This is a genomic window from Deinococcus rhizophilus (assembly GCF_030271215.1).
Lineage (GTDB): Bacteria > Deinococcota > Deinococci > Deinococcales > Deinococcaceae > Deinococcus > Deinococcus rhizophilus.
Genome location: NZ_JASNGB010000087.1, coordinates 1 through 12202, shown reverse-complemented (window position 1 = coordinate 12202; position 12202 = coordinate 1). Strand labels below are relative to the sequence as shown.

Genomic DNA, 12202 nt, shown 5'->3' with positions numbered 1-12202 from the left:
GGGCCCGCCGCGCCGCCGGGGGCAGCCTCGCCGCGCTGCACGACGCGCTCGCCTGCGGCTGGGGCGCGAACCTCGCGGGAGGCACCCACCACGCCTTTCGCGACCGCGCCGAGGGATTTTGCCTGATCAACGACGCCGCCCTGCTGACCCGCACCGCGCTGGATGACGGGCTGGCGCGGCGGGTGGCGGTCCTCGACCTCGACGTGCACCAGGGCAACGGCACCGCCGCGCTGCTGGCCGCTGAGCCCCGCGCCCTGACCGTGAGCGTGCATGGCGAGCGCAACTACCCCTTCCGCAAGGAGCGCAGCAGCCTCGACCTCGGCCTGCCCGACGGCGTGACAGACGGCGAATATCTGGAAGTGGTGCGCGGGCAGGTGCTTCCCGCCCTGGAAGCCTTCCGGCCTGACCTGCTGCTGTACCTCGCGGGGGCAGACGTGCTCGCCGGGGACCGGTTCGGGCGCTTCGCCCTGACCCTGGACGGGGTGGGAGAGCGCAACCGCACGGTCCTGACCTGGGCGCGGGAGGCGGGCGTGCCCGTGGTCACCATGATGGCCGGGGGCTACAACCGCGACCACGCCCTGACCGTCGAGGCCCATGCCCGCGTCGTGCTGGACGGCCTGGACGTGATGACCGCCTGAACGGTGACAGGCTGCCCCTACAAGCTGTCCGCAGAGTTACCCCAGCTGCTTCATCTGGCCCGAAAACACGAGGTGTTTGCCCCTCCTCCCTTGCGGGGGAGGCTGGGACTGGCACAGCCCCGCAGGAGGGGGGAGAGGACGGCCACGCCGTCCCAGCGCGGCAAGGGCACTCCTGCCTCATCTGCCAAACCCTTCTCAGGCAGGCTCCCAGGGCGACCGTGAGGGCCTCCATGCTCAGGTGCGGCTTCCCACACAGCAGGGCTTCACAAGGTGGGCCAGTCGGGATTCAACCTTAGACAGACCTTGTACAGTCTCGTCAGGTTCGCTTCCCGGTTCCCGCTCTCTCGCCCCCAGGAGTCAACGCATGACCCTCAACAGCACCGCGACCGTTTCTGCCCTGTACCACACCGATCTGCACCGCCGCCCCCTGCGCCGGGGCGAGACGCTGTACTACGCGGGCGACGCGGCCCCCAGCCTCTACCGGCTGGAAAGCGGGCTGCTGCGGGCCGTGCGCCTGACTCCCCAGGGCCGCACCCTGACCGTGCGCCACATCTGGCCCGGCGACGTGTTCGGCGAGGAAACCCTGCACGGCATCGTCCGCGCCCATCAGGTCACGGCGCTCACCGACGCGGCGGTCGTGCCGCTGCACCCCCAGCACCTCGGGGCGGCCGAGCTGTGGGAGGTCACGCGCAGCCTGAGCGCTCAGCTTCAGCGCGTGATGAACGACGGGGTGCACATCCAGAACGGCGAACTGCGCGAGCGCATCGCCCGGTACCTGCTGAACCTCGCCGAGTCCAGCCTGGGCGGGCAGCACAGCGACGGCACCCGTTTCGTGCGGGCCACCCACGAGCTGATCGCGGAAGGCACCGGCGCCACCCGCGAGAGCGTGTCCAAGCTGATCGGCGAGATGCGCGACGACGGCCTGCTGACCCCCGCCTACCGCTGCCTGACGCTGACCGACGAGGCCAGCCTGCGGGCGCTGAGCGGTTACCACGGCGACTGACCGCCGGGAGACGGGAAGGGAGCGGAGGCTGCGGCTTCCGCTCCCCTGCTTGTGGGCCGGGCTTACCCGGCGGGCGGCCCGCGCCCCTAGAATCCCCCCATGCGGATTCGCCTTGACCCCTGGCCGGTCGATACCCAGGACGGCCAGTTAACGCTGAAGCCCTTTGCCGGGCTGGTGTTCAATGCCGAGACAGATCACTGGGCAGCCATTCCCACACGCGGCATTCCCCACCGGATGCGGCGCCTTCTGGTGGTGGACGGCAAGCCGCGCATGGAAGCCCGCCTGCTGCTCGACGACGAGGCGGGCGGAATGAGCGTGGCGGGCTTCGGCGCCTTTGTGGTCGGCGCGGTGGACCTGTGTCCGCACGGCTCGCGTCAGGCGCAGTTGCAGGGGGTGTCGGCCAGCCGGGTGCTTGCCTACAGCGGTGACACGCCGCTGGAAGTGACCCGGCTCAGCCCGCGCAATCCCCACTCCGGGCTGCTGGAATACCAGCCCCACGCTTTTGCGGGGGCGCAGGTGGAAGGCGCCCGGGCCGCCGTGCAGACCCTGATGCTGCGGCGCGAGCAGGCGATGAGCGCCGAGCTGGCCTCACCGCTGCCCCTCGATGAGACCGATGTGGACGCGCTGCCCGACACCCTGGTTCTGCAAGACGGTCCGGTGCGACCCGGTGAGGCAGGCCGGGCGGTCGTCGGCTACGTCAAGACGCTGCACACGGATTATCTCGGCGCCGACCGGATCGGGCTGCTGACGGCGCTGAGGCCGGGCGAGCGCACGCCGGTTCTGCGCTTCAAACTCGGGGATCGGGGCGAGGGCACCGGCGAGGGCCGCGAGCAGCGCTTCACCTGGTACGTGCGCCTCTGTGACGCGCCGTTTTATCAGCACCCACTGGCGGGCGTGATGCGTCTGGAGATGCACGCCCCGGAGGACACCGACTTTGTGCCGCGCGGCGTGCAGGACATCGCGGACCTGTCGGGGGCGCTGCTGTGCCGCCTCGCCAGCCAGCCGCACAAGGACCCCCGCGCCCCACAGAACCTGATTCCGACGGCGGCGCTGGAGCAGGCGATGGGCCGGGCGATGGGCAGTCCGGAGATGGTCACCCGCCGCATCCGTGCCCACCTGGCCGGGCAGTACGGGCCACGGGTGGTCGCTTGACTGCGCTGGGCCAGTCTGATGCCGGGCGCATCGGCATGGTCCTGGGCACCGAGGACGCCACGCCGGTCACCTTCTGGTTCGCGGTCAGCCCCGGCGCCAGCGTGCAGATGGACGATCTGGTGGTGGTCGAGACCCGCAAGCCGGACGGCCAGACGGTGCGCTTCTACGGCCTGGTCGATCACGTCCGCACCCGCCACGAGGGCGTGACCTTCGACAGCGACGTGGCCGACGTGGTGGCCGGACTGCTGCCCGCCTCGGTGAGCTACGCGGCCCGGGTGCTCGTCACCCGCGTCAGCCCCGAGAACTTCATTCCGCCGCAGCCGGGGGACACGGTTGGGCACGCACGCGGCGACGATCTCCGCATCGCCCTGAGCGCCGACAAGATGAAACGGGCCTTCCCCGGCGGCCTGCTCGCCGACGGTCAGGTGCTGCCGATCAACTACCAGTTCGTCAACGGCGAGAGCGGCGGCCACATCAACATCAGCGGCATCTCGGGGGTGGCGACCAAGACGAGCTATGCGCTGTTCCTGCTGCACTCGATCTTTCGCAGCGGCGTGCTGGACAGCCGCCACGAGGGCCACGCCACCCGCGCCCTGATCTTCAACGTGAAGGGCGAGGACCTGCTGTTTCTCGACAAGTTCAACAAGGAGGTCGAGGGCGTGGAACGCGGCGTCCGCGCGGCCAAGAATCTGCCGCAGGGCCGCTACGACCTGCTGGGCCTGCCCATGTCGCCCTTTCAGGACGTGCAGTTCCTGGCGCCGCCGCGTGAGGGCGGCAGCGGGGTAATCGTGCCCAACGTCGAGCAGCGGCTGGGGGGGGTCACGCCCTTCGTCTTCACCGTGCGTGAGTTCTGCGCCCGGCGGATGCTGCCCTATGCCTTTGCTGACCGCAACGCCTCGCTGAACCTGGGCTTCGTGATCGGGTCCATCGAGGACAAGCTCGCGCGGCTGGCGCAGGGCAGTGACGCGCCGTACCTCACCGTTCCCGACTGGAAGGCCGAGACGGACGCCATGCTCGACGAGTCGGTGCGCTTCAGCGAGCTGGGCGAGGCGCGCATCGAGACGTTTCCGCAACTGGTGGCCTATCTGGAATACAAGCTGCTGGAGGAAAACGAGGGCGCGGGCGACCGCCGCTGGACTGGCAACCAGTCGCCCGCCACCCTGCAGGCGTTTATCCGGCGCCTGCGCGGGGTGCAAAAGCACCTCTCCCCGCTGGTCCGGGGTGATCTCACGGCAGAGCAGGCCACGAAGTACCGGCCCAATATCCTGAGCGGGCGCTTCAAGACCAGCGTGGTGGACATCAACCGGCTGGGCAGCCACGCGCAGATGTTCGTGGTCGGCGTGCTGTTGCGTGACCTCTTCGAGCACAAGGAACGCTACGGGCGCCAGGACACCGTGTTCGTGGTCCTCGACGAGCTGAACAAGTACGCCCCGCGTGAGGGCGACAGCCCCATCAAGGACGTGCTGCTCGACATCGCGGAGCGGGGACGGTCGCTGGGGATCATATTGATCGGCGCCCAGCAAACCGCTTCCGAGGTCGAGCGGCGCATCGTGTCCAACGCGGCGATCCGGGTGGTGGGGCGGCTGGACCTGGCGGAAGCCGAGCGGCCCGAATACCGCTTTCTGCCGCAGAGCTTCCGGGCGCGGGCGGGCATCCTGCAACCCGGCACCATGCTGGTGTCGCAGCCCGACGTGCCCAACCCCGTCCTGGTGAACTACCCCTTTCCCGCCTGGGCCACCCGCCGCGACGAGGTCGCCGAGGAGGTCGGGCAGGCGAGCGAGGATATGGGGCGCGACCTGCTGGGCCTGTAAGGAGAGAGCAGATGAGCGACGACAGGAAGAACTCCGGCGACGACAAGCCCATGACCCGCCACGGCGAGTGGACCCCCGCAACCTCCGAGGCCGCCGCCCGCGAGGTCGAGCGGCTGGCGAACGAGAACCCCTTCGACACCGAGGCCGTCACCGAGAGCACCGACAAGACGCACCTCAACCCGCCGCCGGAGCGGCTGGGTGGGGACCACTAACCCAAGCAAGAGGGCCGGAGGCAGCAGCTTCCGGCCCTTCGGCGTCGAAGCTCACTCCGGAGTCACCACATGCGGCGCGAAGGTCGCCCGGTTATCCGTCACGCGGCCCCGGCCCTCGCGGATGCCCAGCCCGCACACCTCGTCCCCGGCGACCCAGACGCCCAGGACCGGGTAACGGGGACCGTCGCCCGCTGGGAAAGTCGGCAGCTCCGCGTAAGCCTGCTCCACCAGCGGCAGGTCGCCGTAGGCTCCCGCCGTGGCCGACTCGCCGGGAAGCTGCACGTTCTGCCCCTCGCGGGAATACAGCGGCTTGCGAACCACGTTAGGGCCGAGGCTTCCGGCGCTCAGGGTGGCCGGGAGGACCAGCCCGGAGTCGGGATACCGCTCGTGCAGCAGCGCCAGCAAGCCCTTGCTGCCCGTCACGGCCTTCCACAGCGGCTCGATAAAGCGGGTCTGCGTATTCGCCAGAAAGGAGCTGTCGCGCGACTCCCAGGCGTACTCGAAGGGCCACAGCCACATCAAAGTTCGGATGGGCAGTGTCCAGGTGTCCAGCAGGAACGGCTCCTGCGGGCTGGTGCCCACCTCGTCCGCCGCCAGAAAGGAGCCGCTGACGCCCACCGCCTGTGCCAGGTCGCGCAGGTAGGTCACGGTGGCGATGTCCTCCACCTCGCGGGCCGAGCTGAAATGCGCCTGGGTCACGCCCCGCTCCTGCACGAGGTAGGCCCACTGCTCGCCCAGGCCCTCGTGAACCGTGTTCCACTGGGTCGTCCCGGCGGGCAGCTCGCCGCGTTCCAGGCGGTCTTCCAGCCACTGCCACTGGCACACCGCCGCCTCCACCAGACTGGTCGGCGTCTGCGCGTTGACCTCCAGCAGCCGGGCATGTCCGCGTCCGTCGTAGGCGAGGTCCAGGCGCATGTACAGCGTCGGGTCGTCCCGGTCCCACGACTCGCGCACCGCGCCGTGCAGGAAGGCAGGGATGCCCAGTTGCGCCAGCCGCCCGCCCTCGATGGCCGCGCCGGTCGTCTCCAGCACCATCGCCGTGAGGTCCTGCGCGTCGCGCTTCAGGCCCTCGATCTCGCGGGGGCTGAAGGCGTAGTAGCCCTCCTCGCCCCAGTAGGGGACGGGGTGCTCGGGGGTGGGGGCGTACCAGGTCATGCCGACCCCTTGCAAGCGGGCTTCCCAGTTGGGGCGGGGCAGCAGGGTGCGGCGCTGCATCAGGCCACCTGCCCGGGCAGGCGTGGGCGAGGGCGACAGGTTGAAGGCACAGCCCCGCGCCGTGACCCCCTCATCCGCCGTAGCTCGCGCTGCCGGAGCTGCTCGCGCGGCCCGTGCTCGTGAACCCGCCCCGGCTCACGCCCGGCGCCTTGAAGGAGGTCGTCTTGCCCGTGCGGGTGTCGTAGGTCAGGCCGCTGGGGGCCACCCGGCCCGAGGAGGTGTAGCCCACGTAGCGGGTCAGGCCGGACCGGAGCAGGATGTAGGGCCCGAAAAAGCCGCCGCTGGTCTTCTGGCAGGGGTTTTGCAGCCCGCGTCCTATGGCGTCGCGGTGGGCGAGGCGGCACTGCTCGTAGGAGGTGTACTTGGTGCGCTTGTAGCGGTCGAGGTCGAGGTCGTCGTCGCCGCAGGCCGCGAGCACGGCGGGCAGCGCCGCGAGGAGGGGAAGGTGAAAGGCTTTGCGCATATACCCCCTTCTACGGGAGAACCGGGGCGGGGGTTGCGGGCACGCTGACGTTTACCGGGGGGCTTCGGTGGCGTCCTTGATGTCCTGCATCCAGCGCAGGGCGGTCCAGAGGGGGGACAGCGCCCACGAGATGGGAAAAGAGGATGTTGCCCGCCACCCAGAGGGCCATCTGTGACGAGCAGCCCAGGGGCCGGAACGCGAACCAACCCGGCAGAAGGGTCATGAGGACCACGAGGACAAAGGCCCGCCCAGGTCCGGTCGCCTCCGCCAGATGCCAAAGGCCATCACCGCGCTCGCCGCCAGCAGCACCAGCGCCATCAGGAGAGCAGCGGAGTAGTCCGGGCTGAGGTCGTACATGGCTGCAGTCAACCGCAGGCCGGGGCGATTCTCCGCCGCAGATGCTGCCGCCCATGCCCACCCCTCGTCCCACGCGGCAAGCCTGGACGGGAGCAGCCCTCACTGCGGGAAGGCGCTGGGCTGACCCGCCCGGCTGGACACCCCTGCCGGACTGCTCACCCGCAGCCCCTACACTGAACCCCAGACAAGGAGGGTTCATGACCACAACCACACACAGCAGTGCCCAGAACAGGAGCAAGTGGCTCGACGTCGAACTGCGGCTCGACTCGGGCGTCTACAACAAGCATGAGGTCGTGATGGTGCGCGGGCAGGGCGCGACCGTCTGGGACGACGGGGGCCGGGCCTATATCGACTGCGTGGCCGGGTACGGCGTGGCGAACATCGGCCACAGCCACCCCGACGTGGTCCGGGCCGTGCAGGAGCAGGCAGGCAAGCTGATGGTGATGCCCCAGACGCTGCCCAACGACAAGCGGGCCGAGTTCCTGGGTGAACTCGTGGGCGTGCTGCCCGCTGGCTTGGAGCGCGTCTTCCTGTGCAACTCGGGCACCGAGGCGGTCGAGGCGGCCAAGAAGTTCGCCATCACCGCGACCGGGCGCCAGCGCTTCGTGTCCATGCGCCGGGGCTTCTCCGGGCGCTCGCTGGGCGCCCTCGCCCTCACCTGGGAGCCGAAGTACCGCGAGCCCTTCGGGGACGCGGTGGACAGCAAGAACGTGGATTTCGTGACCTACGGCAACGTGGAGGAACTGCGTGCCGCGATCACGGACCAGACCGCCGCCGTCATCCTGGAACCCGTGCAGGGCGAGGGCGGCGTGCACCCGGCCACCCCCGAGTTCATCCGCGCCGCCCGCGAGATCACCCGCGAGAAGGGGGCGCTGCTGATCCTCGACGAGATCCAGACCGGGTTTTGCCGCACGGGCAAGATGTTCGCCTCCGAGCACTACGGCGTGACCCCCGACGGCATGACCCTCGCCAAGGCGATGGCGGGGGGCGTTCCCATCGGCGCCTTTGCCATGACCGCCGAGGTCGCCGACCGGATGCCCAAGGGCGGGCACGGGACCACCTTCGGCGGCAATCCGCTGAGCATGGCCGCCGGGGTCGCCGCCCTGCGCGCGATGAAGAACGAGGGCATGGCCGAGCAGGCCCGCGAGAAGGGCACCTACTTCATGGAGCGGCTGCGGGCGATCGGCTCGCCCCGCATCAAGGAGGTGCGCGGCCTGGGGCTGATGATCGGCGTGGAACTCCACGAACCCAGCGCCCCCTACATCACGGCGCTGGAGCACGAGGAAGGGGTGCTGACCCTGGCCGCCACCCCGATGGTCGTGCGCTTCCTGCCGCCGATCACGATCACCCGCGAACAGATCGACACGGTGGTCGCCGCCTTCGGGCGCGTGCTGGCCGCTGGCCCCGACCGCGAACCCGAAGAACTGGTGCGCGAGGACAAGCAGACCGAGTAATTCCCTGCCCAGCGCAGAAGCCGGGGCCTCGTGCCCCGGCTTCTGCTCGTCTGCCCCGTTATTCCAGCGTCTCGCGCAGCCGGGCCACGTCCAGCTCCCGCGCCGGGGCGTCGAGCGCCACCTCGCCGCCGCGCAGGGCCACGACCCGCTGCCCCAGGGCCAGGGCTTCTTCGAGGTTGTGGGTCACGAAGACCACCGTGACCTTGCGCGACCACCAGATGCCCAGCAACTCGTCGGCCAGCACGGTGCGGGTGCGGTCGTCGAGCGCACTGAAGGGCTCGTCCAGCAGCAGCAGCCGGGGCTGGAGCGCGAGGGCGCGGGCGAGGCTGACCCGCTGGCGCTGCCCGCCCGAGAGCTCGTGGACCCGCCGCCCGCCGTAGCCCTCCAGCCCGACGAGGCGCAGGGCGTCCCCCACCCGGCCGTCGCGCTCGGCGCGGGGCAGCCGCCGTTGCTCCAGCCCGAAGGAGACATTTCCAGCGACCGTGCGCCAGGAAAAGAGGGCCGCCTCCTGCTGCACCAGCGTGAGGCGCGGGTCGGGGCCGGTGACGGGGGTGTCGCCCAGCCGGATCACCCCGGCCTGCGGGCGCAGGAAGCCCGCCAGCAGCGAGAGCAGGGTGCTCTTGCCGCTGCCCGACGGCCCCACCACGCACAGGAACTCGCCCGCCCGCACCTCCAGGCTCAATGGCCCCAGGCCCGCCGGGGCGGTCGCCGAGCGGGTGCGCCCGTAGCGGTAGGTCACGCCGTCGAGCAACAGGGGCAGGCCCTGGGGGGTGGTGGCGGTGGTCGCCGGGGCACTTCTGCCGCCGCTCACGGGGTCACCTCCAGCCCGTAATCCCGGCGCACCCGGCCCTCCAGCGCCCGCAGCAGCGTGTCGAACAGGCCGCCGATGATCCCGATGATGATGATGCTCGCCAGCACCAGCGCCACGTTCGCCGTCGCCCGCCCGACCTCCAGCTGCTCCCCGATGGAGGCCACCCCGCTGATCAGCAGCTCGGCCCCCACCAGCGCCCGCCACGCGAAGCTCCAGGCGGTGCGGAGGCCGGTCAGCACGTTGGGCAGCGCGGCGGGCAGCAGCACCCCGGTGGTCAGCGAGAGGCCCCGCGCTCCCAGCGTCCGCCCCGCGATCCTGAGCGCGGGCGGCACGTTCAGTAGCGCTCCCGACACCGCCAGCGCCACCGGAATGAAGCCCTCCAGAATCACCACGAACAGCACCGCCCGCTCGTTCAGTCCGAAAAAGAGGATGGCGAAGGGCACGAAGGCGATGGACGGCACGCTCTGGATGCCGGTCAGGTAGGCCCCCAGCGCGGCCCGCAGCGGCCGCCACGCGCCCATCAGCAGCCCCACGAGGGCTCCGAGCACCACCGCGATCCCGTACCCGGTGAGCACCCGCCGCAGGCTTCCGGCCAGGGCCGAGAGCAGCTTGCCGTCCTGCGGCCCGGTGCCCCACAGCCCGTAGCTGATCTCGGTCCACACCTGCGCGGGGCTGGGAAAGACGTAGGGCGGGTAGAGCCCCAGCCCCTCGGTGACCAGCCACCACACGCCCAGAATCAGCGCCAGTCCGATCAGTTGCCACGACAGCACCTGCCAGCGCGGGGAGCGGGTGCGCGGGGGGGCGGGATCGGCGGCCGGTGTGCGGGGGGTCATCTGCGCCTCCGCTGCGGGTCGGTCAGGGAGGTCGGCGGGACGTTGGTGGGAGGAAAAGGGTCAGGCATGCAGGCTCCGGGAGAAGAGGGGGAACGGACGGGGGCACGTTCCACGACGCGTCAGAGTAGATGACCAAACAGGTCAACAATGTGGGTTGTCTGGAGGACCGGGGCGGCCTGCGCCCGCGCTCAGGCGTTCGGCTTGAGCAGATGCCCCAGGCAGTGGCCGTAGCTCACGCCCTGGCGGACGTCGGTCACGAGGTCTTCCACGCTGAATTCCTGGAGAACCGCCAGCATCGCGTCGCGCATCCGGGTGTAGACGCTGGCGCGGGCGTGGCAGCGGCCCTCCTCCACGCAGGGCTCGTGCCAGTTGAGGCTGATGCACGACAGGGGAGCCACCGGCCCGTCCACCGCCCGCACCACCTCGCACAGCGAGATCAGCGCGGGCCGGCGCGAGAGGGCGTAGCCGCCGCCGATGCCCTTCTTGCTCTTCACGATGCCCTTGTGGCTGAGGGCCGCCAGAATCCGCACGAGGTAGGGACGGTGGACCCCGGTGGCGTCACTGATCTCCTCGCTGGACACCCAGCGGGTCAGGTCCTGGGTGCCCAGATACCCCAGCGCCTGAAACGCATAGACATCGGTGGCAGAAAGGCGCATGGGGCGAGGGTAGCAGAGCTTCCGGGAGCTACTCCCCGGCCGGGGCCTCCCGCTGCTGCGGACTCAGGGGCGCGGGGCGCACGTCGCCCCCGTAGCGCTCGGCCAGATACGCCAGCGCCACCGGATCGAACTGGCCGCCCGGTACCCAGCGTTCCTCCAGATTCTCGGTGCCGTACAGCGCCCAGGCGGCCGCCTCCGTCTCGGGGTCCCAGGGTCCGGCGGGCAGTGAGGTCGCGTGGTCCTGCACGATCAACAGGGCGCGCAGCCATTCCAGCTCCTCCCCGGTGAGCTCACGGGTGGTCTGGGGCCGCCCGAAGAGGAGGTCGTGGATGCCGAGCAGCCGCGCGAGTTCGCCGCAGGGGTCCGCGTGGTCGTCCGCGCGGAGGTTCACCCAGTCGTCGGTGAGGCCGCCGTAGCCCCGCCCCGGCCCCACGCACAGCAGGGCCGCCGACTGCCGCCCGCGCTTGTCGCCGCCCGCTTCATCGCCTGCCTGTAACGCCGCGAGGAGCCGCCACGGCAGGGGCTGGCCCTCCGAAGCCTCCCACTCCACGCGCATCGCCTCCACGACCTCCGGCCCGGTCAGGATGTTGCCCTGAATCGCCACGTCCGGCCCGGTGAACCCGCCCGCCCAGGCGTGGCAGCCCTCGCCGCTGAAGGTCACCGAGCGCCCGTCCGCGCCCACGATCCCGAACTGCCGCTGGGCGATGTCGGGATCCGTGCGCCGGAACTCGGCGGCGACCTCCTCCGGCCCCATTCCGTCCGCAAGCAGGCGCAGCCCGTCGGGGCCGTAGTTGGGGTTCACGTAGCTCTGGGTGGCGACCGCGCCCACACCCGCCCGCGCGAAGGGCACGAGGGCGCCGACCGCCAGAAACTTGCTCGCCACGGCGACACCGAGGTCGCCCGTCACCGGGTCGCGGCCCACGATGGAAAAGGTCATGGGTCAGGATAGCCGCGTGCCCCGGCCAGAGGGAGCGGACGTCCCGGTTCAGGCAGCTGGTACCCTCATCCCCGATGCCTCCCACCTTCGCCGCCCTCGTCACCGACCGCACCCGCCGCCTGGGAACCCGGCTGTGCGTGGGCCTCGATCCCCGCCTGGGCCTCTACCGTGACGCGGCGCACCTGCGGACGCACACGCTGGACGTGCTGGAGGCGACCGCGCCCTACGCGGCGTGCGTCAAGCCGCAGCTCGCCTTTTTCGAGGCGCTGGGGCTGCCCGGCTTCGCGCTGCTGGAGGAGGTCTGCGCGGCGGCCCGCACCCTGGGGCTGCCCGTGCTGCTCGACGGCAAGCGCGGCGATATTGGCTCCACCGCCGAGGCCTACGCGCAGGGCTGGCTGGCGGGGGGGCACGCGGGCGACGCCCTCACCGTGAATCCCTTCCTGGGCTTCGGGACGCTGACCCCCTTCGTGGAGGCGGCGCGGGCCAATGGGGGCGCGATCTTCGTGCTCGTCAAGACCAGCAACTCCGACCAGGCCGACCTGCAGGGCGGCGGCCTCAGCGAGCGGGTGGCGGCGGAGGTGGCGCGGCTGGGGGGCCAGGAACCGGGGGGCGAGTACGCCAGCGTCGGCGCGGTGGTGGGCGCGACCCATCCCGGCGACC

The 12202-nt window shown here is 70.9% G+C and carries 14 protein-coding genes; 7 read left to right on the top strand and 7 right to left on the bottom strand.

Features of this window, described 5'->3' with window-relative positions:
• From QOL99_RS10185 to QOL99_RS10165, 5 genes are all read left to right on the top strand, one after another.
• Nucleotides 1–638: histone deacetylase family protein (locus tag QOL99_RS10185; RefSeq protein WP_285523551.1), on the top strand; the 638-nt coding region annotated here is incomplete at its 5' end.
• Between the two features lie 364 nt (nucleotides 639–1002).
• A complete protein-coding gene (locus QOL99_RS10180) occupies nucleotides 1003–1641 on the top strand; it encodes a Crp/Fnr family transcriptional regulator (protein ID WP_285523550.1) in 639 nt (212 codons plus the stop codon).
• A gap of 99 nt (nucleotides 1642–1740) precedes the next feature.
• Nucleotides 1741–2793, top strand: coding sequence for a DNA double-strand break repair nuclease NurA (locus QOL99_RS10175; RefSeq protein WP_285523548.1), 1053 nt, complete (start codon nucleotides 1741–1743; stop codon nucleotides 2791–2793).
• Between the two features lie 35 nt (nucleotides 2794–2828).
• Nucleotides 2829–4604 carry an ATP-binding protein gene (locus QOL99_RS10170; RefSeq protein WP_285523552.1) on the top strand — a complete coding sequence of 592 codons (1776 nt, stop codon included), beginning with the start codon at nucleotides 2829–2831 and terminating at the stop codon, nucleotides 4602–4604.
• An 11-nt stretch (nucleotides 4605–4615) separates the two neighbouring features.
• Nucleotides 4616–4816, top strand: coding sequence for a hypothetical protein (locus tag QOL99_RS10165; protein WP_285523546.1), 201 nt, complete (start codon nucleotides 4616–4618; stop codon nucleotides 4814–4816).
• A 51-nt stretch (nucleotides 4817–4867) separates the two neighbouring features.
• On the opposite strand, the gene QOL99_RS10160 is transcribed toward QOL99_RS10165, so the two are convergent.
• The 3 genes from QOL99_RS10160 to QOL99_RS10150 all read right to left on the bottom strand — a co-directional run bounded on the left by QOL99_RS10160 (nucleotide 4868) and on the right by QOL99_RS10150 (nucleotide 6851).
• Nucleotides 4868–6031 (bottom strand): glutathionylspermidine synthase family protein, encoded by a 1164-nt coding sequence (locus tag QOL99_RS10160; protein ID WP_285523545.1) that lies wholly within the window; start codon nucleotides 6029–6031, stop codon nucleotides 4868–4870.
• Nucleotides 6032–6101: 70 nt separating this feature from the next.
• Nucleotides 6102–6494 carry a hypothetical protein gene (locus QOL99_RS10155; protein ID WP_285523543.1) on the bottom strand — a complete coding sequence of 131 codons (393 nt, stop codon included), beginning with the start codon at nucleotides 6492–6494 and terminating at the stop codon, nucleotides 6102–6104.
• Between the two features lie 219 nt (nucleotides 6495–6713).
• Nucleotides 6714–6851: a hypothetical protein gene (locus QOL99_RS10150; protein WP_285523541.1), complete on the bottom strand. Its 138-nt coding sequence runs from the start codon at nucleotides 6849–6851 to the stop codon at nucleotides 6714–6716.
• Nucleotides 6852–7048: 197 nt separating this feature from the next.
• Here QOL99_RS10150 and QOL99_RS10145 point away from each other — a divergent pair, with 197 nt between their 5' ends.
• Nucleotides 7049–8305 carry an aspartate aminotransferase family protein gene (locus QOL99_RS10145; RefSeq protein ID WP_285523539.1) on the top strand — a complete coding sequence of 419 codons (1257 nt, stop codon included), beginning with the start codon at nucleotides 7049–7051 and terminating at the stop codon, nucleotides 8303–8305.
• Nucleotides 8306–8363: 58 nt separating this feature from the next.
• Here the strand turns inward: QOL99_RS10145 and QOL99_RS10140 are convergent, their stop codons facing one another.
• The 4 genes from QOL99_RS10140 to QOL99_RS10125 form a co-directional block, all read right to left on the bottom strand.
• Nucleotides 8364–9116 carry an ABC transporter ATP-binding protein gene (locus QOL99_RS10140; RefSeq protein ID WP_285523537.1) on the bottom strand — a complete coding sequence of 251 codons (753 nt, stop codon included), beginning with the start codon at nucleotides 9114–9116 and terminating at the stop codon, nucleotides 8364–8366.
• A complete protein-coding gene (locus tag QOL99_RS10135; RefSeq protein WP_285523535.1) occupies nucleotides 9113–9949 on the bottom strand; it encodes an ABC transporter permease in 837 nt (278 codons plus the stop codon). The genes QOL99_RS10140 and QOL99_RS10135 overlap by 4 nt, the downstream gene beginning before the upstream one ends.
• Nucleotides 9950–10137: 188 nt before the next feature.
• Nucleotides 10138–10605 carry an Rrf2 family transcriptional regulator gene (locus QOL99_RS10130; RefSeq protein ID WP_285523533.1) on the bottom strand — a complete coding sequence of 156 codons (468 nt, stop codon included), beginning with the start codon at nucleotides 10603–10605 and terminating at the stop codon, nucleotides 10138–10140.
• A 28-nt stretch (nucleotides 10606–10633) separates the two neighbouring features.
• Nucleotides 10634–11542 (bottom strand): DUF1028 domain-containing protein, encoded by a 909-nt coding sequence (locus QOL99_RS10125; protein WP_285523531.1) that lies wholly within the window; start codon nucleotides 11540–11542, stop codon nucleotides 10634–10636.
• Between the two features lie 74 nt (nucleotides 11543–11616).
• On the opposite strand from QOL99_RS10125, the gene pyrF reads away from it, so the two are divergent.
• On the top strand, nucleotides 11617–12202 hold a 586-nt coding region (gene pyrF / locus QOL99_RS10120; RefSeq protein ID WP_285523530.1), incomplete at its 3' end, for an orotidine-5'-phosphate decarboxylase.

Bases quoted from the DNA above. Each gene is read 5' to 3' on its own strand.
- QOL99_RS10135 (WP_285523535.1), bottom strand. From the start codon at position 9,949: ATGACCCCCCGCACACCGGCCGCCGATCCCGCCCCCCCGCGCACCCGC.
- QOL99_RS10160 (WP_285523545.1), bottom strand. From the start codon at position 6,031: ATGCAGCGCCGCACCCTGCTGCCCCGCCCCAACTGGGAAGCCCGCTTG.
- QOL99_RS10150 (WP_285523541.1), bottom strand. From the start codon at position 6,851: ATGTACGACCTCAGCCCGGACTACTCCGCTGCTCTCCTGATGGCGCTG.
- QOL99_RS10175 (WP_285523548.1), top strand. From the start codon at position 1,741: ATGCGGATTCGCCTTGACCCCTGGCCGGTCGATACCCAGGACGGCCAG.
- QOL99_RS10170 (WP_285523552.1), top strand. From the start codon at position 2,829: ATGGTCCTGGGCACCGAGGACGCCACGCCGGTCACCTTCTGGTTCGCG.
- QOL99_RS10130 (WP_285523533.1), bottom strand. From the start codon at position 10,605: ATGCGCCTTTCTGCCACCGATGTCTATGCGTTTCAGGCGCTGGGGTAT.
- QOL99_RS10180 (WP_285523550.1), top strand. From the start codon at position 1,003: ATGACCCTCAACAGCACCGCGACCGTTTCTGCCCTGTACCACACCGAT.
- QOL99_RS10145 (WP_285523539.1), top strand. From the start codon at position 7,049: ATGACCACAACCACACACAGCAGTGCCCAGAACAGGAGCAAGTGGCTC.
- QOL99_RS10155 (WP_285523543.1), bottom strand. From the start codon at position 6,494: ATGCGCAAAGCCTTTCACCTTCCCCTCCTCGCGGCGCTGCCCGCCGTG.
- QOL99_RS10125 (WP_285523531.1), bottom strand. From the start codon at position 11,542: ATGACCTTTTCCATCGTGGGCCGCGACCCGGTGACGGGCGACCTCGGT.
- QOL99_RS10165 (WP_285523546.1), top strand. From the start codon at position 4,616: ATGAGCGACGACAGGAAGAACTCCGGCGACGACAAGCCCATGACCCGC.